Raw genomic sequence first — 20,040 nt, 5'->3', positions numbered from 1 at the left:
TGGATGACGGTAGCGGGCAGAGATGGTTCGGATGATGGGAGATGAATGGTGCGCAAGCTGATGATGCTGGGTCTGGCCGCGATGCTGAGTGGCGCGCTGGCCGGCTGTGGTGATGGCGGAACCGGGCAGGTCGTGGCGGAAAACCGGATCGAGCCGGAAACCGGCGCGGCGGCGCAGGTGGCCAGGCTGGACGAGGATTTGCGCAATGGCGTGTTCGCCAAGGCGATCCGCGACAGCGGTGCGGCCTGCCCGGAAGTGACGGGATCGGAACGGGCGGAAATTCGCCATGGCGTGCGCGGGTGGAAGGCGCAGTGCAGCAATGAGAGCGCGCACCTGATCCAGATCTTGCCCGACGGCACTGCGAAGGTGACGAGCCGGACCTACTGATCGCAGTCGCCGGTCGGGTTTTTCAAGCCAGCAGCCAGCGTTCGGCGGCGACGGGGTCTTCGAAGAAGCAGACGCCGTCCCGGTCGGTCAGCCGTTGCGCCTGAAGCCGGGCAAGGGTGGAGCCGCAGAGAAAGGCGAGCTTGCGCGATCGCACGTCCGGCGCGGCGAGCAGGCCGGAAAAGGCGGCCACGACATCCTGCGCCTGGATCTTCATCGCCGTGATATCCACCAGCGTCAGATGGCCGGGCGATGTCAGGCCGGCAAGGGCCGAGCGGTAGGCGGCGGCGAATTGCCGCACCTGCTCCTGATCGAAAAAGCCGGTCATCCGCACCCGCATCATATTATGACGGGGGTCGGGGACGATGTCGAAATCCACATCCATGCGCATAGTCTCCCGGAGTGAAGAACGACCGGAACGGAAATGGGTTCATCGGGATGGATTCAGGGCGATCCTGGCAGGCGGGCGCGGGCGGCGGCGCGAGGGGCGTACCAGCCCCGTCGACGCCGCCCGCGCGCCTGACGATCAGTTGGCCTTGATTTCCAGCGAAGGCGTCAGATGCCGAAGTCGAAGATACGCGCAGTCATGGCACCGGATGATCCACCGGGTGTAAGAGCGTAGATGAAACCATATTCACCGGCTTCCAGCTCTTGCGTAGGGGTTACTCTGAAGACGCCCGGACGGACCATTTCATAGTCGAAGGGAAGGCGATCCTTATCCATGACGCCCGTCTTTGCCCCGCCGATGTTCGCGCTGCCGACCCGCGCTTCTCGACGGCCATCTTTCTTCATGAGTTTGATCAGCGTAAACTCGGCTGGGGAAGAGACGGTCGCCGCTGTGCCGGCTGCCCAAGCGGTATTCGCGCGCGCAGTGTCAGGATTGGATTCGTCGAAGAAGAAATAGAAGCTGGGGCGACCGGGTTGGGCGCGGACGCGGGCGGCCTCGTTCTGAATGGCAGCTTTGATGCTCATCGACGCAATGCCGCCCGTGAAGGCATAACCAATGATGCCACCAGTTTTGGCCTGATTGGTGATAGTGGGATCAATACGCTGCATCTTGCGGCCTGCGCCGGTGCTGGACAGGAGATAGACCCCAGACGGATGAGGAACGAGTGGATCGGATGAATCCATCGACATGGTCGGAGCGGCGGTGGTCGCACTGTTGTTCAGCATCGCAGCGATGACTGGCCCGGAGACGCCCTTGCTCTTGAGCATGAGCATTTCATCCGTCGTCAGATCGAATTTGGTGCCGGATGTCTTGATCTTGGCTATTACGGCTTCGTCGCCAATGCCTGCTTGCGACAATGTGATCACGCTATCCACGCTCAATGTTTCCGCAAAGGCAGGCGAGGCGATGGCAAGCGCCATAGCCGCAATAGTCATTCTGAACATGTAAACCCCCAAAAGACTCAACTCCCCCCGGAGCCGAGTTTTGCTCTGGTGCATTTGTGGCGGGGGCGTCGTCAAGGGATAAATATTTGATCTATATTGGGGATTATGCTGCGGGCGCGAGAAGGACGGGGGTGCTTTACAGATGTGCGACAGGCGGTAGACCGGGGGGATGAGAAAAATCATCCTGCTGGCCGCAGCATCCGCCCTGACTGTTACACCCGCCGCCGCGCAGACGCGCGCGCCCGATCCTGTGCGGTTGAAGGCGACGGTGGAGAGACTGGTCGGGTTCGGGACGCGCCATACGCTGTCTTCGGCGACCGACCCGAAGCGGGGGATCGGCGCGGCGCGCAAATGGGGCGCGGATGAATTTGCGAAGATCAGCAAGGGGTGCGGCGGGTGCCTGAGCGTGGAGACGATTTCCGGGCCGTTCACCGGGCCGCGGGCGCCGAACGGTGTCGAAGTAGCCGATGTGCTGGCGATCCAGAAGGGGACGGGCGATCCACGCCAAGTGGTGATCGTGGCGGGGCATATCGACAGCCGCGTGACCGATGTGATGAACATCACCGACGATGCGCCGGGCGCGAACGACAATGCGTCGGGCACGGCGCTGGTGATCGAGGCGGCGCGGGTGCTGGCGGGCGAAAAGTTCGACGGGACGATCATCTATGCGCTACTGTCGGGCGAGGAGCAGGGGCTGTGGGGCGCCAAGCTGCTGGCGGAGACGGCGAAAAAGCGCGGCTGGCAGGTGCGGGCGATGCTGAACAACGATATCGTGGGCAACACGGTGGGCCAGAATGGACAACAAGTGGCGGACCGGGTGCGGGTGTTTTCCGAAGGCATCCGCTTTTCGGAGGATGCCAAGGCCAATCTGACGCGCCGGGCGATCGGCGGCGAGGATGACGGGCCATCGCGTGCGCTGGCCAAGAAGATCGACGGCATAGCGGAGGGCAATCCGCAGATCGGGCTGGACGTGTTCGCGGTGCGGCGGCTGGACCGGTTCGGACGGGGCGGGGATCATTCGCCTTTCCTGGAACTGGGGTTTCCAGCGGTGCGCTTTTCGGTCGGGATCGAGAATTATGACCGGCAGCATCAGGATTTGCGGACCGAGAATGGCCGCGTCTATGGCGATACGGTCGAGGGGATGGACTTTCCCTATCTGGCGAAGGTGACGGCGCTTAACGTCACGGCGCTGCGGCAGTTGGCGGATGCGCCGGCGGCCCCGGCGACCGTCTCGCTGGACGGGGCGCTGTCGATGGATACGCGGGTGTTCTGGGACGCTGTGCCGGGGGCGGCGGCCTACAAGGTCTATTGGCGGCGGGCCGATGCGCAGGACTGGAGCGACAGCCGGGTGGTCGCGGGCGCGACCGAGACGGTGCTGAAGGATATCGTGGTGGACGATCATTTCATCGGCGTGGCGGCCGTGGCGAAGGATGGGGCGGAGAGTGTGGTGACGTTCGGCGGGATGGCGCCGCGGAAATAATCGGTTCGCGCAGAGGCGCCGAAAGCGCAGAGATTTGAGAGGAAGGCCGCCTTTGGGTGGCCTTTTTTCGTCTGTGCGATCCCGGCGCCTTTGCGCGAATTTTTTTGGGGGGGGGAGGGCGATGGAGATTTCGGGCAGGGAATGGCTGGTCGCGGAGGAAGCGGCCGGCCGGGCGGTGCTGGACCTGCTGGAAGACTTGCCGGCGGCGGAGCGGCTGGCGCAGGAGTGGCGCTATCTGGCGCGACGGGGGCAGTTGCCGCCGGCGGGCGCGTGGCGCATCTGGCTGATGATGGCCGGGCGCGGCTATGGCAAGACGCGGGCCGGGGCGGAATGGGTGCGCGCCGTGGCGGAAGCGGACCCGGCGGCGCGGATCGCGCTGGTCGGGGCGACGCTGGGCGAGACGCGCAGCGTGATGGTGGAGGGGGCGAGCGGTCTGCTGGCGATCGCGCCGTGGTGGAACCGGCCGTCTTATGCGCCGGCGCTGCGGACTTTGCGCTGGCCCAATGGCGCGATGGCGACACTGTACGGCGCGGCCGAGCCGGAGAGTTTGCGCGGACCGCAGTTCAGCCATGGCTGGGCCGACGAGATCGCCAAATGGGCGAGCGGCGAGGCGGCCTGGCATAATCTGATGATGGGATTGCGGCTGGGCGCCTGTCCGCAGGTGCTGGCGACGACGACGCCGCGACCGGTGCCGCTGGTGCGCGGGCTGGTAGCCCGTGACGGGGGCGATGTCGTGGTGACGCGGGGGCGGACGGCGGAGAATGCGGGCAATCTGGCGCCGGGCTTCGTCGCGGCGATGACCGACAGCTATGGCGGCACCCGGCTGGGCCGGCAGGAACTGGACGGCGAACTGATCGAGGAGGTGGAGGGCGCGCTGTGGTCGCGCGACCTGATCGAGCGGTGCCGGGTGGCGCATGTGCCGGGGATGCTGACGCGCGTGGTGGTGGCGGTCGATCCGCCGGCTTCGGCGGGCGGCGATGCGTGCGGGATCGTGGTGGCCGGTGTCGGCGGCGACGGCCGGGCCTATGTGATCGCCGACGCGAGCGTGGCGGGGCAGTCGCCCGAAGGCTGGGCGCGGGCGGTGGCGGCTGCTGCGCTGGTGCATGGCGCCGACCGGGTGGTGGCCGAGGCCAATAATGGCGGGGCGATGGTGGCGAGCGTGCTGCTGGCGGCGGAGGAGGCGCTGCCGCTCAAGCTGGTCCATGCGAGCCGGGGCAAGTCGGCGCGGGCGGAGCCGGTGGCGGCGCTGTACGAGGCCGGGCGGGTGGCGCATCGCGGCGCTTTCCCGCAGATGGAGGACCAGATGTGCGGGCTTCTGGCGGGGGGCGGCTATGTCGGGCCGGGGCGCTCGCCCGATCGGGCCGACGCGCTGGTGTGGGCGATGACGGAACTGATGCTGGGGAAGAAGGGCGAGGCGCGGGTCAGGGGGATGTGAGGGGGTGGATTGGGGGTGGATTGGGGTTGGTCCAGCAGGTATATGATAAGCCATGGGATGGAATTTGACGACTTTTTCCGAACGATCGCGTTATCGGTTTGGCTCGATTGCGCTGATAGCGGCATCCTGCCTCGCGCTGGCGGGGGTTTTGATTGGCGTAGCTGACTGGCTCAGCTTCCTCGTCGCTGCGCCTCTATTGGCATTACTGATCGTCATCACCTACCGCCGCCTTCGCGATGGTGGATTTTCTGGCGCCTGGGTCGGGCTGATGATCCTTTCATTCGGTATCGGTCCAACCTGGCATGTGTCCGATCTGCTGACGGTCAGTCTTGGCGGGGCCATTATAGGCTGCGTGCCGGTAATTTTGGGATGGGTTATTCCGTCCAAGGGCGACGCTAGATCCGAGCCTCAGTCGGTTTAGGGTGGATTTCAGTCTTCTCCCTCCCGCAAGCGAGAGGGGAATGGTAGGGAATGCTCGTTAACCGCCATAGCCCCTTTCGGCATGCCGGGCTTGATCCGGCATCCTGCTGTCTCCGCAAGCGTCAGAAAAAGCGGGACCCCGGATCACGTCCGAGGTGACGGGAGATGGTCGTTTCCGGATTGTCGGGGCGGGAGTTCCAGTTTTTAAACGATACCTTTATTTCGGCGGCGAAGCCTCTACATCATAGCGGCATGCGCCGGGTTCAGGCCGGGCGCGCTGTCATGAAGAGGTATCGCATGCTGATCGACCGTTTGAACTGGCGCTATGCCACCAAGAAGATGAACCCGGACAAGGCGGTGCCGGAAGAGACATTGGAGCGCATCCTGGAGGCGGTGCGGCTGGCGCCGACGTCGAGCGGGTTGCAGCCGTTCGAGTTGATCGTCGTCACCAGCAAGGACGTGCGCGAAAAGATCAAGCCGATCGCCTGGAACCAGGAGCAGGTGACGGATGCGTCGCACCTGATCGTCTTTGCCGCGTGGGACAATTATACGCCAGAGCGGATCAACCATATGTTCGACCTGGTCAATGACGAGCGCGGGTTCAAAAATGAGGGCTGGGAAGCCTATCGCCAGATGCTGCTGGGCAGCTATCCGCAGCGCGACGCGCAGACCAATTTCGAACATGCCGCGCGGCAGGCCTATGTGGGGCTGGGCATCGCGCTGACCGCCGCCGCCTTCGAAGAGGTGGATGCGACGCCGATGGAGGGGTTCGATCCGGCGGCGCTGGACGAGATTCTGGATTTGCGGGCGCGCGGGTTGCGCTCCGTGGCGATCATGCCGGTCGGCTATCGCGCGGAGGAAGGCGACTGGCTGGTGAACCTGAAGAAGGTGCGGCGGCCGGTGGAGCAGTTCATATCGCGGATGGACTGACATTGCGGATGGCCCCGTCGGCTTGGGGAACCGGCCGGCGGGGCGGGTCGTTTTCGCTCCATCATGATTTAACGGAGCAAATATGATGAGGATGGCCAGTATCTGTGCGGCTGTCGTGGGTCTTTCGCTGATGGCGGGACCGGTGATGGCGGCGAGCCTGAACAGCAAGGACCGGGCGCGGGTGGCGCGCGCGGCGCCGCGTGATCGCGACGATGTGCGCTACTGTTTGCTCAAGGGCAAGAAGGGTCGCGACAAGGGTACGGTGATCGGTGCAGCCGGTGGCGCGGGTGTCGGCGTGCTGGCCGGTGCGAGCCTGGGCGAGACGTTGCTGGCGGGCGCGGCAGGTGCGGTCGCGGGCCGGGTGATCGGCAAGAGCGAAGGCACGAACAGCGTGTGCGACCGGGTGCTGGCGCGCAATAGATAGGGGGGGGACGCCCCCTCTCCGGTTTTGGGTCAGCGGCTGGCGCTGCTGATTTTCACGGACCCTCTCCCTTGCCGGGGAGAGGGTTTTTGCGTTTTGGGGGGTGCTCATATGAAATGGTTCGGAACGAAAGCGGCCGCATCGAACGATGCGCGGCCGGTGTTGGCGCGGGCGTGGGGATCGGGCGCCGTGGCGCTGGGGGAGTGGCCGGCCAGTTATGAGGCGCAGTTGCGCGCCGGCGTGATGGGCAATGCGGTGGCGCAGCGGGCGATGCGGCTGGTGTCCGAAGGGGCGGGGGCCTGCGCGATCAAGGTGCGGGGCGTTGAGGATGCGGCGGTGGCGACGGTGGCCGCGCTGGTCGGGCGGGCTTCGGCCGGGCAGGGGCTGGTGGAGACTTTGGCCTGCCATCTGCTGCTGCACGGCAATGCCTATGTGCAGGTGATCGCCGGGACGCAGGGGAAGCCGGCGGAGCTGTTCGCGTTGCGCCCTGAGCGGGTGAGCGTGGAGGCCGATGCGCGGGGGTGGCCGGCGGCGTATCTCTATCGGGTGGGGGAGAGCGTGACGCGCCTGTCGCCGCAGGATGGCGCGGGGCGGACGGGCGTGCTGCATATCAAGGCGCTGCATCCGCTGGACGATCATTATGGGCTGGGCTGTATCGGTGCGGCGGCGGGCGCGGTGGCGATCCACAATGCGGCGAGCGTGTGGAACAAGGCGTTGCTGGACAATGCGGCCCGGCCTTCCGGGGCGATGGTCTATGATCCGGGCGACGGATCGGTGCTGTCGCCCGACCAGTTCGAGCGGGTCAAGCGGGAGATGGAACTGGCCTTTGCCGGGGCGGCCAATGCGGGGCGGCCGATGCTGCTGGAGGGTGGCCTGAGCTGGAAGGCGATGAGCCTGACGCCGGCGGAGATGGATTTTGTGGGGCTGAAAAGCGCGGCGGCGCGGGAGATTGCGTTGGCGTTCGGGGTGCCGCCGATGCTGATGGGGCTGCCGGGCGACAATAGCTATGCCAATTATCGCGAGGCGAACAAGGCGCTGTGGCGGCAGACGATCCTGCCGCTGGTCGCCAAGATCTGCGGGGCGCTGGCCCAGGGGCTGGACGACTGGTGGCCGGGGCTGGTGATCGAGGCAGATTTGGACGCGGTGCCGGCATTGTCGGACGAGCGCGCGGCGCTGTGGGAGCGGGTCGCGGCGGCGGATTTCCTGAGCGCGGAGGAGAAGAGGGCGATGCTGGGTATCGCCTAGAGCATCGTGCGAAAAAGTGGGCACCGGTTTTTCGCTTAAAATGATGCGAAAACAAAAACCTAGAGCGCGCGACCTGCGTCGGATTCAACGCAGCGCGCTCTAATGGTCGCAGGCGGCCTTTGCGGCGGACCAGCGACCACCGCTGTCGAGGCAATGATCCTGCGCCAGCCAGTCGCTGTTCCACAGGGACACGGCGATGGCGGTCGCGACCAGCATGGTGGTGAATAGAAGGCGTTTCATGACTGGCAGCGCGCCGTTCAGGGCGCGTCAGGTGCGCGGGCGGGCAGGGAATCGAGGCGGCAAAAGCCATTGTCCCAGTTCCAGCTACCGCCCTGCACCATGCAGTCGCCCGCCCGGAACAGGCCGAAATGCCAGGCGAGGGCGGCGAGGATGACCAGCGCGAGGATGATCAGGACTTTGCGAGGGGCGCGTTTCATGCGGGCGCAGATAGGGATGTGCGCGCCTTTAGAAAAGATGGGTTCGCGCAGAGGCGCGGAAGGCGCGGAGAAGAAAGAGGGGCGGGTGCCGCTTTTGGCGGCTTTTGGGAGAGCGTGACATGAAAGAGGAGATGCTGGCGCGGCTGGTGGCGCAGGCGGAGGGACGGCCGATGGACATCGTGACCGTCCGCGCGCTGATCGAGGAGGCGAGCGATCTGGGCGCGGGGCGGGCGCTGGCGCGTCTGGGGCTGGCGGATCGGCGGGCCGAGGGCGACATGCGGGAATTGCGCGAATTGCTGTCCGCCTGGCGCGACGCGAAGAAGGCGGCGCGCGGCGCGGTGATCGGCTGGATCGTGCGGATCGCGATGGCGATGATCCTGCTGGGGATTGCGGTGAAGGTGGGGCTGGTCGGCCTCGTACGGGGGTGAGGATGGAAGGCGATGTGCGCTTTGCCGGCTATGCGGCGATATTCGACCGGGTCGACCGGGGCGGGGACGTGGTGCGGGCGGGCGCCTTTGGCGCGATCGACCCGGCGGGCGTGCCGCTGCTGTGGCAGCATGGGCCGGGGCAGGTGATCGGCGTGGTGGAGAAGGCGCTGGAAGACCGGCGCGGGCTGCGCGTGATCGGCCGGGTGTCGCGGCGCACGGCAGCGGGACGCGAGGCGGCGGCGGCCTTGGCGCGGGGGGAGTTGGACGGGTTGTCGTTCGGATACCGGGTGAAGGCGGCGCGCGGGGCAAGGCCGAGGGATTTGCTGCGGCTGGAACTGGTGGAGGTCAGCCTGGTGACGCATCCGATGCAGGATCTGGCGCGGGTGGTGGCGGTGGAGGGGTGAGTAGAATCGGTCTGCTTATACCTTGCAGGCTGCATGATTTTGGCAGCGAATCGCCGGCAAGCAAGTTATAATAGGATGTCAATCATTGACAGTTATCCATGTATGCCCCATTTGCAGCGTGCGCTAGGAAGGAGAATGAACATGACCTATCATGATCGTAGCCTCCTTGAAGGCCAAAGAGCCAAGCTGAAAAAGCGGGCTAAGCTAAGGCATGACATTCTGCAAGGATCGTTTAGCTTTACTCTTTTCCCGAAATCACCTCGGTTCCAATCTGGTTCTATAGAAGGCGATTGGAAAGCTGTCGGCGCCGATTTTCGTAAAGCCATGAAGCAATACGAAAATCGTGACTAAGCCTCCGGTGAAAATGGAAATTGAAGAAGAGGACGAGCGGCTCACTGTTGAGGCGCTCGAACCCCTGTTCAGGCCTGACAAAAAAGATCTGGGTGTTCAAATTGTCGCGACGATGGTGCGGCGTGTACACAGCGGCCCGTTGCCTGCTCCAGAAACCTACGCTCAATATGAGGCAGTCCATGCTGGAGCAGCTGAGCGAATTTTAAAGATGGCTGAAAAAGAGCAAGACCATCGGCATGGCAGCGAAAACAAGATCATATTTCATGAATATGGTATCCGCTATGTTGCGCAATTCGGAGCGATTTTCGCTCTTATCCTTCTTTGCTCATTGGTCGCATATTGCGCATTTGTTGGTGAACCGATTACAGCTGCTGTGATCGGCGCTGTAGGTGCGATAGTGGTAGCATTTTTACGCTATACTCAGATCAAAATTGATGTTGAGCCAGTCGAGAAACCTTTGCCGACATCCAAAAAGTTGCCGGTAAAACGAAAGCGCTGAGCATGAAAATCTGAATTATTTAACTGAGTTCAAAGGCGGTCCCATCCGGGGCCGCCTTTTTCGTATGGCGGTCCATTTGGGCCGCCCTTTTTTGTGGAGACGGGCATGACGGATCAGGTGATGGACACATTGGAAGCCAGCTTCGATGCGGTGTTGCAGGGGGAGCGGATCGAGGGATTGGAGAGCGAGGTCGCGGCGTTGAAAGGCGCTTTGCTTGCCGCACAGCGACCGGCGCTGGATGGGGTGAAGGGTGGCAGCGTCGATCCGGCGCGGGCGGTTTTTGTCGATCGGTACCTGCGGCAGGGGCATGAGGCGGGCGTGGAGTTGAAGAGCTTTTCGGGGGCTTCCGGCGCGGCGGGCGGCTATGCGGTGCCGCGCGAGATCGACCAACTCATCGGATCGACGCTGAAGGCGATTTCGCCGATCCGCTCGATCGCCAATGTCGTGCGCACCGGCACGGCGGGGTATCGCAAGCTGGTGACGTCCGGCGGCATCGTGTCGGGATGGGCGAGCGAAACCGGGGCGCGGGCCGAGACGGGGACGCCGAGCTTCAACGAGATCGCGCCGCCGTCGGGCGAATTGTTCGCCAATCCGGCGGCGAGCCAGGCGATGCTGGATGACGCGCAGTTCGATGTCGAGGGCTGGCTGGCGAGCGAGATCGCCCGCGAGTTTGCGGTCGCGGAGGGTGCGGCCTTCGTCAATGGCAATGGGACGAACAAGCCCAAGGGCTTCCTGACCTATACGACCACCAACGAGGCGGACAGCGTCAGGGCGTTCGGTTCGCTGCAATATGTGGCGGCGGGTGCGGCGGGCGGTTTTGCGGCGTCCAACCCGCAGGACAAGCTCATCGACCTGGTCCAGAGCCTGCGCGCGCCATACCGGCAGGGGGCGAGCTTCGTCATGAATAGCGCCACGCTGGCGGCGGTCCGCAAGATGAAGACGACCGACGGCGCCTTCATCTGGCAGCCGGGGCTGACCGGCGGACAGGCCGCGACGCTGCTGGGCTATCCGGTGGTGGAGGCCGAGGACATGCCGGACATCGCGGCCAACAGCCTGTCGATCGCCTTCGGCAATTTCCAGGCCGGCTATGTCATCGCCGAACGCAGCGAGACGAGCATCCTGCGCGATCCGTTCAGCAACAAGCCGTTCGTGCATTTCTATGCCGTCAAGCGGATCGGCGGCGCGGTGGCGAATTCGGACGCGATCAAGCTGATGAAGTTCGCGGCGTCCTGAGGATGAGGGGGCGCGCTACCCCCTCATCCAACTGCGCCTAGCCAGCAAGCTGGCAAGGCTTCGTATCCTTCTCCCCCATGGGGAGATGATTTTGGGGGAGGCTTTTGGGCCTCCCCCTTTTTTTGTTTTCGAGGGGGTGGCTGTGGGGATTACGGATTGGGCGGTGGCGGACCTTGTGCGGGAGGTCTGTGTCGATGCGGGGGCGGGGCCGTTGGTGCTGGGCGGGGCATTGCCGGGCTATCGCGGCTTTGCCGGGGCGCTGAGTGCCGGCGCGACCTTCCCCTATGTCATTCAGGGCGTGGCCGATCCGGGGCAGTGGGAAGCGGGGCACGGGATGATCGATGAGGGCGGGCGGCTGGTGCGGACGCCCCATGCGTCGTCGGCGGGCGGGGATGCGGTGGATTTCGCGGCGGGCGAGAAGCATGTCGGGCTGGCGCTGCATGCCGACTGGGTCGCGCGGGTCGAGACGCATGGCCATGGCATCGGGGCGATCGACGGGCTGGCGACGGCGCTGGCGGGCAAGCAGGCGGCGAGCGGCGAACTGGGCGCGATCGCGGCGCTGGCGACGACCGGATATGGGCGCGGATTGCTGACCCGCGCCGATGGCGGCGGCGCGCGTGCCTATGTGGGAGCGGTGGCCAATAGCGGCGAGGCGCAGATCGTCGGCGGGACATTGAGCGTCAATGCGCCGGGCAGCGCCTTCACCCCGATCGCGGCCGAAACGATCACCGCCTATCGCACCGAAGGGACGGCGATCATCGCCGCGCGGGGCGACGGCATCGGCGCGTCGCTGCGCGCGCTGGCCCATGGCGGCAGCAGCGCGACGCTGCGGCTGCAACGGGCGCAGGGGACGCAGGGTAGCCCGGCCGACCTGGAAAGCGGCGCGGTGGTCGCCGACATGGCCTGTTACGGCCAGGTGGCGGGCAGCTTTGCCGAATTGTCGCGGATGCGCACGACGCTGACATCCGCGACGCCCGGCGCGAACAACAAGCAGACGAAGATATCGCTGTCGGGCTGTCGCGACGGATCGGCCAGCATTTCCACCTTCATGGCGTGGCAATATGGGCTGACCGAATGTTACGGCGCGGTGCAACCGACGGCCGACAATGGCTATGCGCTGGGTGCGGCGGCCTATCGCTGGTCCACCGTCTATGCCGGCAGCGGCACGATCAACACATCGGATGCGCGCAGCAAATGCGACATCGGCCCACCGGACGCGGCGCTGATCGACGCCTGGGGGGCGGTGCAATGGCAGCGCTATCGCTTTGGCGCGGCGGTGGCGGAGAAGGGCGAGGATGCGCGCTGGCACATGGGGCTGGTGGCGCAGCAGGTGCGCGATGCGATCGACCAGCGACTGGGCGCGGGCGCGGCGGTCCGATGGGGGCTGATCTGCCATGATAGCTGGGACGCGCAAGCCGAGCAGCGGGCGGAGGATGGCGCATTGCTGCGGCCGGCGCGGGCGGCGGGCGACCGGTGGGGGCTGCGCTATGACGAATGTTTCGCGCTGGAGGCGGCGTGGCAGCGGCGCGCTGTCGCCCGGCTGGAAGCGCGACTTGCGCTGCTGGAAGCGGGAGGCGGCCATGCTGGCGGGTGAGGCGATCGGCGCGGTGGCGCTGGGTATGGTGCGGCTGGCGGGCCTGTGGCGCGGGCCATGGGGATGGGGCGTGCGGCCGGGGCAGGATGCGCGGGTGTGCGTGCGGGACGGGGCGATGGCGCCTGAAGCGAACGGGGGGAGCAAGGTGCGATGAGCCTGTATGTCAAGGACCCGCAGGCGCGGGTGGACCATGCGATCGACTGGTCGGCCTATCTGGCCGGGCAGGATCTGGTCGCGAGCCTGTGGACGGTCAGCCCGCAGGAGGATGGCGGGCTGGTGGTCGAGGCGAGCGCGTTCGAGGCGCAGCGCAGCAGTGCGCGGCTGAGCGGAGGCCATGTCGGGCGCGTCTATCGGCTGACCAATCGCGTCACCCTGTCCGACGGGCAGGTGGACGAGCGGTCGGTGACGATGCGGGTGGAGGAGCGCTGATGATCATGGTGGACGAGAGCGAGAGCGGAGCGCTGGCGGCATCGCTGGCGGAACTGAAAGCCTATTTGCGGATCGAGACGGCGGGCGAGGATGCTGTGCTGGCAGGCTTGCTGCGCAGTGCGGCGGCTTTGTGCGAGCAGTTTACCGGGCAATGGCTGGTGCGGCGCGCGGTGGGCGAGACGGTGGCGGCGGACGGTAGCTGGCAAAGGCTGGCAGCGCGGCCGGTGGCGCTGATCGACGGGGTCGAGGCGGTGGATGCCGAGGGGGTGGCGCAGGTGTTGCCGGTGGAGGGCTGGGCGATCGACATCGACGCGGCGGGCGATGGCTGGGTGCGATCGACGCGGGCGCGGGCGGGCGAGCGGCTGAAGGTGCGATACCAGGCGGGGCTGGCGGCGGAGATGAATGGCCTGCCAGAGCCGCTGCGCCAGGGGATCGTGCGGCTGGCGGCGGAGCATTTCGCGGCGCGGGGGACGGAAAGCGCGGCGCCGCCGGCGGTGGTGAGCGCGCTGTGGCGACCGTTCCGGCGGATGCGGCTGGCGTGAGGGCGCAGTTGGTGGCGCTGCTGGAGGCGCGAGCCGAGAGGCGGCGGGCGCGGATCGTGGCGGGGCTGGCGGATATGGGCGTCCCGGCGGTGGTCGAGGGCGAGGATGTGCGCGCGTCTGCGCCGGGGCTGGCGCGGCGCTGGTGGCGGAATCTGGCATTGCGGGATGTGGGGAGGGGCGGGCTATGAGCGCGGAATTGGCGGCGCGGGCGGCGGTGATCGCGGCCCTGAAGGCGGACGGGGCGCTGATGGACGGGCTGAACGGCCTGTATGACGGGGCACCGGGGCGGGCGAGCGCGCCCTATGCCTATGTCGATGCCTGCATCGGGGCGGACTGGGGCGGGAAGGCGCTGGACGGGCGCGAGGTGCGGTTGAGCCTGGGTTTGCGCGTGGGTGACGAGGCGGCGGCGCGGCTGGGCGGCATGATCGCGCGGGTCGATGCGGCGGTGGCGGGGCTGGGCGTGCAGGACGGATGGCGGATCGTCACCGCCCGGCTGGTCCGGTCACGGGTGGCGCGTGATGATGGCCGGCCGCCTGCGGGGTGGCGGGCGGTGATCGATTATCGGCTGAGGATGGTGCGGGAGGGGTGAGTAGACATGATCCCTTTCCCCTAAGAGGAGGGAGCAGCGTGCGGCCATCCTAATGATGCACCTGTCATAGGCGATGCCCCACCCCAACCCCTCCCCTGAAGGGGAGGGGCTATAAAAGTCCGCCTCTAGGGCGTTTTCCAAGCAGGTGGAATCACCTGCTGACTCGGAAAACGCGGCAAACCAAAAACTTAGAGCGGCCGGTCCGATGCAATCGGACTGGAACCTGTTCCAGTCGTTTAAGGGCATTCCCCTCCCTTGAAGGGAGGAGAGGAATTTAGGTCGAACCTTGCCCGTCAGCGGGGCTGGCTGCTTTCTTCATATTCGCTGGTGATCTTGTCGACATATTCGCCGATCTGGTCGTCCGCGTCCGAATTGGCGGCGGCGTCGGACATCTTGTCGGCCTTGTCGGAGGCGATGATGGCGGCGCGGAAGGCGGCTTCCTTGTCGGCGCAGGCCTTTTTGGCTTCCGCCTGGAAATCGCCGACCGCGATCTTCTTGTCGAGCGAGGGCTGGACCTGGGCGCTCAGGCATTTGGAAAATTCCTTGCGGCCGGTGCCGACCGCGTCGGCGGACGGGGCCGCGGCCAGCATCATCATGAGCGAAGCAGCAACAATCATACAGACCTCTCCATAAGCGGCGCGTGGCGGTTGCGACCTGATGGTCGGGCCTGCGCCGAGTCCCCTATTTTTTCGCGATTTTCCGGGCGGCGACATGGTGTTGCCGACGCGGCGATCGCTTGTGCGGAGGATGCGCCATGGGCGTCGAAAAGGGAAGTGCGTTTCTGTTGAAAGTGGGCGACGGCAATGTCCCTGCAACATATGCGACGGTGGCGGGCATGCGCACCACGCAACTGTCCGTCAACGGCGAGGCGGTGAACATCACCAGCAAGGATTCGGGCGGCTGGCGCGAATTGCTGTCGGGGGCGGGGGTGCGGTCCGTCAGCGTATCGGCGGCGGGGCTGTTCACTGGCTCTGCGGCAGAGGTGCGGGTGCGGGGCCATGCGCTGGCCGGCACGATCGAGGATTATGAGCTGAGTTTCGAGAGCGGCGAGCGGATGCGGGGGCGCTTTCTGGTCACGCGGCTGGACTATGCCGGCGATTATAATGGCGAGCGCAATTATGCGCTGAGCCTGGAAAGCTCCGGCGCGGTGGTGAGCGAATGAGCGGGGCATTCAATCCCGAAAGGGGTGAGGCGGCGCTGGATCTGGGCGGCGAGCGGCTGGCGCTGCGGCCGAGTTTCGGGGCGCTGGTGGCGGCCGAGGCGGAACTGGGGCCGCTGTTCGATCTGGTCGAGCGGGCGGCGGATGGAAAGCTGTCGCTGGCCGATCTGGTGGCTTTGTTCTGGCATTGTCTGGTGGATCGGGAGGCGGTGAGCCGCGAGGCGCTGGGCGAGGCGATCGTCGCGGTGGGGCTGGCGAAGGTGACGCCGGTGCTGAAGGCGATTTTGCAACAGATATTGGCGGGAAAATGACGCGCTTCGCCGATGGGGCGGGGCGGCTGGCGGGGGTGGCCGGATGGCTGCTGGGCTGGCGGCCCGACGAATTCTGGCGCGCGACGCCGGCGGAACTGGCGGCGGTGCTGCGCGCGGCGCGGGGGGAGGAGGCGGTCGAAGCCGCCGTGGATGGGGCGGAGTTGCGGCGGTTGATGGGGGTGATGCCGGATTGAGGGCATGAAGGTGGGTGTGTGGAGCACGCCCCCACCCCAACCCTTCCCCTGAAAAAGGGAGGGGCTCTACAGGTTGGAGGGCGGGCTATGGACGAGGATATCGAGACTTTGGTGGTGCGGGTGCGGGCCGATACGCAGGGGCTGAGCCGCGATGTGGAGGCGATGCGGGCGGGGCTGGAAGGGCCGTTGGGCGACGGGGCGGACCGAGCCGGGCGGCGGATCGAACAGGGGCTGATGCGCGCGGTGCGGACCGGCAAGTTCGGGTTCGAGGATCTGCGGCGGATCGCCGTCAGCGTGATGGACGAGATTGCGGCCAGTTCGCTGCGGTCGGCCGTGGGCGGCGGCGGGAATGGCGCCGGCGGGCTGGTGAGCTTGGGGGCGTCGCTGATGACGTCGGCGCTGGGCCTGCCGGGACGGGCGACGGGCGGGTCGGTGGCGCCGGGGCGGGCCTATATGGTCGGCGAGCGGGGGCCGGAAATGTTCGTGCCGACGAGTAGCGGGCAGGTCGTGGCGCATGGCGGCGGCGGGCGGGACGTGCGGGTGAGTATCGCAGTCAATGGACGCGGTGGCGAGAGCGAGCCGCGATTGCTGGCGCGCAGCGCGCGGCAGGTGGCGCGGGCGGTCAAGGGGGCGCTGGGCTGATGGGCGGGACAGGATATTGGCTGGCGGACGCGCGGCGGGGGCAGGAGACGCGCTGGATGAAGCGCTTTGCCGCCACGCACTGGACCGTCAATTTTCCGCGACCGATGATGGCGAGCGTCGTGACGACCGCGCCGGATGCGCTGCGGGTGGATGCGATCTTTTACGGGTCGGGCGATCTGGCGGGACTGATCTGGGACGCGGCGGATGGGTGGAGCCATCCTTTGCTTGCCTATGAAACGCGACGGGATTTCCGGGATTGCGTGCTGTCCTTTCGGTGGCGCAGCGCAGGCGTGCGGCGGCTGGACGAGACGCATGGACCGACGCTGACGATCGAGGGGCGTGATGCGGACGGAACCCCCCGCGCCTGGTATGTGCGCTTGTGGAACTATGCCAGCGGTGCGCCGGAAGATGCTGTCATCAGGCTGGATTTTGCTGCGCTGACGGGTGGCTATGACCTGCCGTCAGAGGCCGATCCGGTGTGGGCGGGGGATGTCGATCGGATGTTCATTTCGCTCGTGCCGCCTGGCTATGATGAAGGGACTACGCCCTTTGCCGCTGCGGTCGAGGGGTGGGCGGAACTGAGCGATATTGCGTGCGAGGGCGCGGGGTCAGTGCTGGCGATCGGCGACGTGATGCTGCCCGAACATGGGCTGTCGATGGCGACCGGTTACGACGATTGTTTCAACCAGACGCCCGAACGGGTGGTGGGGGCGATCCATGCGCTGGGCTATCGCGGGGCGATCAACCATTATGTGGGGATGAGCCATTATTTCCGGCTCGAAAGACTGGGCGACGGGCTTTACGTCAGTCTGGGCGGCGGGGTGCTGAACGCGGCCTGTGCGGCCTGGCACCGGGACTTTGCGAGCCGGGCGAAGGCGCTGGGCTTCGATGTCATCTGGTCGCTGTCCTACGAATTGTTCGATGCGCATTGCTGGAACGACTGGAAGCAGCGGGCGGAGGATGGCGCGCCGGCGCTGACCGGATGGGAGCCGCCGTCGACCCTGTTGTCGCCGGCCCATGGCGGTGCGATGGCGTATTTGCAGCAGGTGGCCTGTGCCTTTGTTTCCATGGGGTTGGAAGCTGGACTGCCGATCCTGTTTCAGGTGGGTGAACCCTGGTGGTGGGTGATGCCGGGGGACGGGCGGATATGCCTGTATGACGATGCGGCGCGGGCGGCGCTGGGCGGGAGTGTGGTGTCCATTCCGAGCCTGTGGGGTGATCTGGATGCCGGGCAATGCGCTTTGCTGGATGCGGCGGGGGCGTTGCTGGCGGCGTCTACGGGGGCCTTGTGCGCATCCGTGAAAGCGGTCGCGCCGGGGGCGGTGACGCATTTGCTGGCATATCTCCCGACGATATTGGACCCGCGCGCGCCGGAGGCGAAGCGGGCGAACATGCCGGTGGGATGGGCGGCCCCGGCGTTCGATGTGCTGCAACTGGAGGATTATGACTGGGTGACGGAGGGGCGGCCCGGCCTGACCGACAGGGGCGTGATGCTGGCGACGGCGCGGCTGGGCTATCCGATTTCCGAGCAGCATTATTTTTCCGGCTTCGTGCTGCTGTCCGAACAGGCCGCGCAATGGGAGCGGATTGCCGGAGCGGCGCAGGCGGCAGTGGCGCGGGGGACGGCACAGACCTTCATATGGGCGCTGCCGCAAGTGTGCCGCGATGGCTTTACCTGCTTTAGCATTGGTGGGGAGGATGATGTGCAAGCCTTTGATGACATAGTGTTTCCGATCGCGATCGGGGCGCAGGCCAGCGTATCGCCGGCCTTTTCGACGCAGATCGTGGAGAGCCCGTCGGGGCATGAGCGGCGCAGCGCCGACTGGGCGGATGCGCGGTTGTCCTATGATGCCGGGCCGGGGGTGCGGTCGGAGGCGGATATCGCCGCGCTGATCGCTTTCTTTCGGGCGCGGCGGGGGGCGGCGCGGGGGTTCCGTTTCACCGATCCCTATGATGATCGCAGCGGCGCGCCGGGCGTGGCGCCGGGGCCGATCGACCAGCGGCTGGGCGTGGGTGACGGGGTGACGGCCGCGTTTCAGTTGATGCGCCATTATGGCGTGGGCGAGGAGGCGCAGGGGCGGATCATCACGCGACCGGTGCCGGGCAGCATCCACGTGGCGGCCGATGGCGTGGAATTGACGGAGGGGTGGAGCCATGCGGGGTTGGGCGTGATCGCGTTCGATGTGGCGCCGGCGGACGGCGTGGTGCTGACCGCCGGATACCGGTTCGATGTGCCGGTGCGCTTTGCCGAGGACCGGCTGGATATCAACCGCGCGACCTTTGCTGCGGGCGAAGCTCCGTCGGTGATGCTGGTGGAGATACGGCAATGAGCGATCTGGAAAGGCTGGGCGAACCGCTGAATACGCTGGCCTTTTGCTGGCGGATCGAGCGGCGGGATGGGGTGACGATCGGCCTGACGAGCCATGATCGCGATCTGGTGATCGGCGGGCTGACCTATCGTGCGGCGCCGGGCATGACGCCGTCGGCGGTGCGTAGCGGCATTGGCCTGGAGGGCGAGGATAGCGATGTGGCTGGTGCGCTGTCGAGCGATGCGATCGGCGAGGCGGACCTGATGGCCGGGCGCTGGGACGGGGCGGCGCTGGAATTGCGGCTGACGCAATGGGAAATGCCGGGGGCATTGTGGTTGCTGCTGGCGCGCGGCGAGATGGGCGCGGTGGCGTGCAAGGGCGGGGCGTTTACCGCGGAACTGCTGGGCGTGGCGGCGGTGCTGGGCGGGCCGGTGGCGCCGTCGACCTCGCCCGATTGCCGGGCGAGGCTGGGCGACATGGCATGCCGGGTCGATATGGCCGCGCGGCGGCGGATCGTAGCAGTCGATAGCGTGACGGATACGGAGATTGCGATCGGGGGACTGGCAGCGGGCGCCTATGCGTTCGGGACGTTGCGATGGCTGGGCGGGGCCAATGCCGGGCTGGTGCAGGCGGTGGTGGATAATGGCGCGGACGGCGTGACGTTGAGCGATCCGCCGGCCTTTGCGGTGGCGAGCGGGACGCTGGCGCTGCTGACGGAAGGGTGCGACCGGCAATTGGCGACCTGCGCCGGGCGTTTCGGCAATGGGGTGAATTTTCGCGGGGAACCTTATCTGCCGGGGATGGATCTGCTGACCCGCTATCCCGGCGCATGAGCAACATCGTAGAGCGGGCGCGGGCGATGATCGGCGTGCCGTTCCGGCTGCATGGGCGCAGCGGGAGCGGGCTGGATTGCGTCGGGCTGGCGGCGGTGGCGCTGGGGCGGGATGGGGCGTCCGATGTGCCCTGCGCCTATGGGCTGCGCAGCGGCGATGTGGCGCGGGCGGAGGGCTGGCTGCGGGCGGCGGGGCTGCGGCCGGTGACGGTGGCGCGTCCGGGCGATCTCGCGCTGGTGCGGCCGGGGCCTTTGCAACTGCATCTGATGATCGGAACCGGAACGGGGTTCGTCCATGCCCATGCAGGGCTGGGGCGGGTGGTCGAAATGCCGGGGGTGTCGCCATGGCCGGTGCTGGGTTGGTGGCGGGCCTGAGGTGA

At 66.5% G+C, this 20,040-nt stretch carries 30 protein-coding genes; 25 read left to right on the top strand and 5 right to left on the bottom strand.

Annotated elements, in window-relative coordinates:
* Positions 1-45 precede the first annotated feature (45 nt).
* Positions 46-387: a hypothetical protein gene (locus ASE85_RS15350; protein WP_443018528.1), complete on the top strand. Its 342-nt coding sequence runs from the start codon at positions 46-48 to the stop codon at positions 385-387.
* A gap of 22 nt (positions 388-409) precedes the next feature.
* Here the strand turns inward: ASE85_RS15350 and ASE85_RS15345 are convergent, their stop codons facing one another.
* Both ASE85_RS15345 and ASE85_RS15340 read right to left on the bottom strand, forming a co-directional pair.
* Positions 410-769, bottom strand: coding sequence for a hypothetical protein (locus tag ASE85_RS15345; RefSeq protein ID WP_156358368.1), 360 nt, complete (start codon positions 767-769; stop codon positions 410-412).
* A gap of 170 nt (positions 770-939) precedes the next feature.
* Positions 940-1,776, bottom strand: a complete 837-nt coding sequence (locus ASE85_RS15340) for a hypothetical protein (protein ID WP_056690087.1) — start codon at positions 1,774-1,776, stop codon at positions 940-942.
* Positions 1,777-1,945: 169 nt separating this feature from the next.
* Between ASE85_RS15340 and ASE85_RS15335 the strand changes: the two genes are divergently transcribed.
* The 6 genes from ASE85_RS15335 to ASE85_RS15310 all read left to right on the top strand — a co-directional run bounded on the left by ASE85_RS15335 (position 1,946) and on the right by ASE85_RS15310 (position 7,707).
* A complete protein-coding gene (locus ASE85_RS15335; protein ID WP_056690084.1) occupies positions 1,946-3,256 on the top strand; it encodes a M20/M25/M40 family metallo-hydrolase in 1,311 nt (436 codons plus the stop codon).
* Positions 3,257-3,377: 121 nt separating this feature from the next.
* Complete coding sequence (locus ASE85_RS15330; RefSeq protein ID WP_056690081.1) at positions 3,378-4,691, top strand: DNA-packaging protein; 1,314 nt, start codon at positions 3,378-3,380, stop codon at positions 4,689-4,691.
* 64 nt (positions 4,692-4,755) lie between these two features.
* Entirely contained in the window at positions 4,756-5,112 is a 357-nt protein-coding gene (locus ASE85_RS15325; protein ID WP_156358367.1) for a hypothetical protein, read from the top strand.
* A gap of 296 nt (positions 5,113-5,408) precedes the next feature.
* Complete coding sequence (locus tag ASE85_RS15320; protein WP_056690269.1) at positions 5,409-6,041, top strand: NAD(P)H-dependent oxidoreductase; 633 nt, start codon at positions 5,409-5,411, stop codon at positions 6,039-6,041.
* A gap of 85 nt (positions 6,042-6,126) precedes the next feature.
* On the top strand, positions 6,127-6,465 hold the full coding sequence (locus tag ASE85_RS15315) for a hypothetical protein (RefSeq protein ID WP_056690265.1): 339 nt from the start codon (positions 6,127-6,129) through the stop codon (positions 6,463-6,465).
* A 108-nt stretch (positions 6,466-6,573) separates the two neighbouring features.
* Entirely contained in the window at positions 6,574-7,707 is a 1,134-nt protein-coding gene (locus tag ASE85_RS15310) for a phage portal protein (protein ID WP_056690075.1), read from the top strand.
* Between the two features lie 99 nt (positions 7,708-7,806).
* Here the strand turns inward: ASE85_RS15310 and ASE85_RS23570 are convergent, their stop codons facing one another.
* Together ASE85_RS23570 and ASE85_RS15305 are read right to left on the bottom strand one after the other, a co-directional pair.
* Positions 7,807-7,947: a hypothetical protein gene (locus ASE85_RS23570; protein ID WP_200928372.1), complete on the bottom strand. Its 141-nt coding sequence runs from the start codon at positions 7,945-7,947 to the stop codon at positions 7,807-7,809.
* A 17-nt stretch (positions 7,948-7,964) separates the two neighbouring features.
* The gene (locus tag ASE85_RS15305; RefSeq protein WP_056690072.1) at positions 7,965-8,144 is read right to left on the bottom strand and encodes a hypothetical protein; all 180 of its coding nucleotides are present in this window, start codon (positions 8,142-8,144) and stop codon (positions 7,965-7,967) included.
* A gap of 119 nt (positions 8,145-8,263) precedes the next feature.
* Here ASE85_RS15305 and ASE85_RS15300 point away from each other — a divergent pair, with 119 nt between their 5' ends.
* The 11 genes from ASE85_RS15300 to gp17 all read left to right on the top strand — a co-directional run bounded on the left by ASE85_RS15300 (position 8,264) and on the right by gp17 (position 14,213).
* The gene (locus ASE85_RS15300) at positions 8,264-8,572 is read left to right on the top strand and encodes a DUF6127 family protein (protein ID WP_056690069.1); all 309 of its coding nucleotides are present in this window, start codon (positions 8,264-8,266) and stop codon (positions 8,570-8,572) included.
* Positions 8,573-8,574: 2 nt separating this feature from the next.
* Positions 8,575-8,976, top strand: coding sequence for an HK97 family phage prohead protease (locus ASE85_RS15295; protein ID WP_056690066.1), 402 nt, complete (start codon positions 8,575-8,577; stop codon positions 8,974-8,976).
* Between the two features lie 141 nt (positions 8,977-9,117).
* Positions 9,118-9,327, top strand: a complete 210-nt coding sequence (locus ASE85_RS23120; RefSeq protein ID WP_156358366.1) for a hypothetical protein — start codon at positions 9,118-9,120, stop codon at positions 9,325-9,327.
* On the top strand, positions 9,320-9,826 hold the full coding sequence (locus ASE85_RS15290; RefSeq protein WP_156358365.1) for a DUF2335 domain-containing protein: 507 nt from the start codon (positions 9,320-9,322) through the stop codon (positions 9,824-9,826). The genes ASE85_RS23120 and ASE85_RS15290 overlap by 8 nt, the downstream gene beginning before the upstream one ends.
* A gap of 105 nt (positions 9,827-9,931) precedes the next feature.
* The gene (locus ASE85_RS15285; RefSeq protein WP_056690060.1) at positions 9,932-11,059 is read left to right on the top strand and encodes a phage major capsid protein; all 1,128 of its coding nucleotides are present in this window, start codon (positions 9,932-9,934) and stop codon (positions 11,057-11,059) included.
* Between the two features lie 142 nt (positions 11,060-11,201).
* Positions 11,202-12,653 (top strand): tail fiber domain-containing protein, encoded by a 1,452-nt coding sequence (locus ASE85_RS15280; protein WP_156358364.1) that lies wholly within the window; start codon positions 11,202-11,204, stop codon positions 12,651-12,653.
* Positions 12,640-12,807 carry a hypothetical protein gene (locus ASE85_RS23565; protein ID WP_200928371.1) on the top strand — a complete coding sequence of 56 codons (168 nt, stop codon included), beginning with the start codon at positions 12,640-12,642 and terminating at the stop codon, positions 12,805-12,807. The genes ASE85_RS15280 and ASE85_RS23565 overlap by 14 nt, the downstream gene beginning before the upstream one ends.
* The gene (locus tag ASE85_RS15275) at positions 12,804-13,082 is read left to right on the top strand and encodes a phage fiber-tail adaptor protein (RefSeq protein ID WP_056690054.1); all 279 of its coding nucleotides are present in this window, start codon (positions 12,804-12,806) and stop codon (positions 13,080-13,082) included. Before ASE85_RS23565 ends, ASE85_RS15275 begins: the two co-directional genes overlap by 4 nt.
* A gap of 5 nt (positions 13,083-13,087) precedes the next feature.
* On the top strand, positions 13,088-13,624 hold the full coding sequence (locus ASE85_RS15270) for a head-tail connector protein (RefSeq protein WP_200928379.1): 537 nt from the start codon (positions 13,088-13,090) through the stop codon (positions 13,622-13,624).
* Positions 13,621-13,812: a hypothetical protein gene (locus ASE85_RS15265; protein WP_235523555.1), complete on the top strand. Its 192-nt coding sequence runs from the start codon at positions 13,621-13,623 to the stop codon at positions 13,810-13,812. The genes ASE85_RS15270 and ASE85_RS15265 overlap by 4 nt, the downstream gene beginning before the upstream one ends.
* The gene (gp17, locus tag ASE85_RS15260; RefSeq protein WP_056690046.1) at positions 13,809-14,213 is read left to right on the top strand and encodes a tail completion protein gp17; all 405 of its coding nucleotides are present in this window, start codon (positions 13,809-13,811) and stop codon (positions 14,211-14,213) included. Before ASE85_RS15265 ends, gp17 begins: the two co-directional genes overlap by 4 nt.
* A 293-nt stretch (positions 14,214-14,506) precedes the next feature.
* Here gp17 and ASE85_RS15255 read toward each other — a convergent pair whose 3' ends face one another.
* Positions 14,507-14,830 (bottom strand): hypothetical protein, encoded by a 324-nt coding sequence (locus tag ASE85_RS15255; protein WP_056690042.1) that lies wholly within the window; start codon positions 14,828-14,830, stop codon positions 14,507-14,509.
* Positions 14,831-14,967: 137 nt separating this feature from the next.
* On the opposite strand from ASE85_RS15255, the gene ASE85_RS15250 reads away from it, so the two are divergent.
* From ASE85_RS15250 to ASE85_RS15220, 7 genes are all read left to right on the top strand, one after another.
* Positions 14,968-15,375 carry a phage major tail protein, TP901-1 family gene (locus tag ASE85_RS15250; protein WP_056690040.1) on the top strand — a complete coding sequence of 136 codons (408 nt, stop codon included), beginning with the start codon at positions 14,968-14,970 and terminating at the stop codon, positions 15,373-15,375.
* On the top strand, positions 15,372-15,683 hold the full coding sequence (locus tag ASE85_RS15245) for a gene transfer agent family protein (RefSeq protein ID WP_056690037.1): 312 nt from the start codon (positions 15,372-15,374) through the stop codon (positions 15,681-15,683). The genes ASE85_RS15250 and ASE85_RS15245 overlap by 4 nt, the downstream gene beginning before the upstream one ends.
* Entirely contained in the window at positions 15,680-15,877 is a 198-nt protein-coding gene (locus tag ASE85_RS15240) for a phage tail assembly chaperone (protein ID WP_056690034.1), read from the top strand. Before ASE85_RS15245 ends, ASE85_RS15240 begins: the two co-directional genes overlap by 4 nt.
* A gap of 87 nt (positions 15,878-15,964) precedes the next feature.
* Complete coding sequence (locus tag ASE85_RS15235; protein ID WP_056690031.1) at positions 15,965-16,519, top strand: hypothetical protein; 555 nt, start codon at positions 15,965-15,967, stop codon at positions 16,517-16,519.
* On the top strand, positions 16,519-18,849 hold the full coding sequence (locus tag ASE85_RS15230; protein WP_056690028.1) for a DUF2460 domain-containing protein: 2,331 nt from the start codon (positions 16,519-16,521) through the stop codon (positions 18,847-18,849). Before ASE85_RS15235 ends, ASE85_RS15230 begins: the two co-directional genes overlap by 1 nt.
* Positions 18,846-19,661: a DUF2163 domain-containing protein gene (locus tag ASE85_RS15225; protein ID WP_056690025.1), complete on the top strand. Its 816-nt coding sequence runs from the start codon at positions 18,846-18,848 to the stop codon at positions 19,659-19,661. The genes ASE85_RS15230 and ASE85_RS15225 overlap by 4 nt, the downstream gene beginning before the upstream one ends.
* Positions 19,658-20,035 (top strand): hypothetical protein, encoded by a 378-nt coding sequence (locus ASE85_RS15220; RefSeq protein ID WP_056690022.1) that lies wholly within the window; start codon positions 19,658-19,660, stop codon positions 20,033-20,035. The genes ASE85_RS15225 and ASE85_RS15220 overlap by 4 nt, the downstream gene beginning before the upstream one ends.
* The last annotated feature ends 5 nt before the right edge of the window (positions 20,036-20,040 follow it).

Origin of the sequence: Sphingobium sp. Leaf26 (assembly GCF_001421665.1) — a bacterium.
Classification (GTDB): domain Bacteria; phylum Pseudomonadota; class Alphaproteobacteria; order Sphingomonadales; family Sphingomonadaceae; genus Sphingobium.
This window is presented reverse-complemented; position numbering and strand designations above follow the sequence as displayed.

Bases quoted from the DNA above. Each gene is read 5' to 3' on its own strand.
- ASE85_RS15350 (WP_443018528.1), top strand. From the start codon at position 46: ATGGTGCGCAAGCTGATGATGCTGGGTCTGGCCGCGATGCTGAGTGGC.
- ASE85_RS15345 (WP_156358368.1), bottom strand. From the start codon at position 769: ATGGATGTGGATTTCGACATCGTCCCCGACCCCCGTCATAATATGATG.
- ASE85_RS15340 (WP_056690087.1), bottom strand. From the start codon at position 1,776: ATGTTCAGAATGACTATTGCGGCTATGGCGCTTGCCATCGCCTCGCCT.
- ASE85_RS15335 (WP_056690084.1), top strand. From the start codon at position 1,946: ATGAGAAAAATCATCCTGCTGGCCGCAGCATCCGCCCTGACTGTTACA.
- ASE85_RS15330 (WP_056690081.1), top strand. From the start codon at position 3,378: ATGGAGATTTCGGGCAGGGAATGGCTGGTCGCGGAGGAAGCGGCCGGC.
- ASE85_RS15320 (WP_056690269.1), top strand. From the start codon at position 5,409: ATGCTGATCGACCGTTTGAACTGGCGCTATGCCACCAAGAAGATGAAC.
- ASE85_RS15315 (WP_056690265.1), top strand. From the start codon at position 6,127: ATGAGGATGGCCAGTATCTGTGCGGCTGTCGTGGGTCTTTCGCTGATG.
- ASE85_RS15310 (WP_056690075.1), top strand. From the start codon at position 6,574: ATGAAATGGTTCGGAACGAAAGCGGCCGCATCGAACGATGCGCGGCCG.
- ASE85_RS23570 (WP_200928372.1), bottom strand. From the start codon at position 7,947: ATGAAACGCCTTCTATTCACCACCATGCTGGTCGCGACCGCCATCGCC.
- ASE85_RS15305 (WP_056690072.1), bottom strand. From the start codon at position 8,144: ATGAAACGCGCCCCTCGCAAAGTCCTGATCATCCTCGCGCTGGTCATC.
- ASE85_RS15300 (WP_056690069.1), top strand. From the start codon at position 8,264: ATGAAAGAGGAGATGCTGGCGCGGCTGGTGGCGCAGGCGGAGGGACGG.
- ASE85_RS15295 (WP_056690066.1), top strand. From the start codon at position 8,575: ATGGAAGGCGATGTGCGCTTTGCCGGCTATGCGGCGATATTCGACCGG.
- ASE85_RS23120 (WP_156358366.1), top strand. From the start codon at position 9,118: ATGACCTATCATGATCGTAGCCTCCTTGAAGGCCAAAGAGCCAAGCTG.
- ASE85_RS15285 (WP_056690060.1), top strand. From the start codon at position 9,932: ATGACGGATCAGGTGATGGACACATTGGAAGCCAGCTTCGATGCGGTG.
- ASE85_RS23565 (WP_200928371.1), top strand. From the start codon at position 12,640: ATGCTGGCGGGTGAGGCGATCGGCGCGGTGGCGCTGGGTATGGTGCGG.
- ASE85_RS15275 (WP_056690054.1), top strand. From the start codon at position 12,804: ATGAGCCTGTATGTCAAGGACCCGCAGGCGCGGGTGGACCATGCGATC.
- ASE85_RS15270 (WP_200928379.1), top strand. From the start codon at position 13,088: ATGGTGGACGAGAGCGAGAGCGGAGCGCTGGCGGCATCGCTGGCGGAA.
- gp17 (WP_056690046.1), top strand. From the start codon at position 13,809: ATGAGCGCGGAATTGGCGGCGCGGGCGGCGGTGATCGCGGCCCTGAAG.
- ASE85_RS15255 (WP_056690042.1), bottom strand. From the start codon at position 14,830: ATGATTGTTGCTGCTTCGCTCATGATGATGCTGGCCGCGGCCCCGTCC.
- ASE85_RS15250 (WP_056690040.1), top strand. From the start codon at position 14,968: ATGGGCGTCGAAAAGGGAAGTGCGTTTCTGTTGAAAGTGGGCGACGGC.
- ASE85_RS15245 (WP_056690037.1), top strand. From the start codon at position 15,372: ATGAGCGGGGCATTCAATCCCGAAAGGGGTGAGGCGGCGCTGGATCTG.
- ASE85_RS15240 (WP_056690034.1), top strand. From the start codon at position 15,680: ATGACGCGCTTCGCCGATGGGGCGGGGCGGCTGGCGGGGGTGGCCGGA.
- ASE85_RS15235 (WP_056690031.1), top strand. From the start codon at position 15,965: ATGGACGAGGATATCGAGACTTTGGTGGTGCGGGTGCGGGCCGATACG.
- ASE85_RS15230 (WP_056690028.1), top strand. From the start codon at position 16,519: ATGGGCGGGACAGGATATTGGCTGGCGGACGCGCGGCGGGGGCAGGAG.
- ASE85_RS15225 (WP_056690025.1), top strand. From the start codon at position 18,846: ATGAGCGATCTGGAAAGGCTGGGCGAACCGCTGAATACGCTGGCCTTT.
- ASE85_RS15220 (WP_056690022.1), top strand. From the start codon at position 19,658: ATGAGCAACATCGTAGAGCGGGCGCGGGCGATGATCGGCGTGCCGTTC.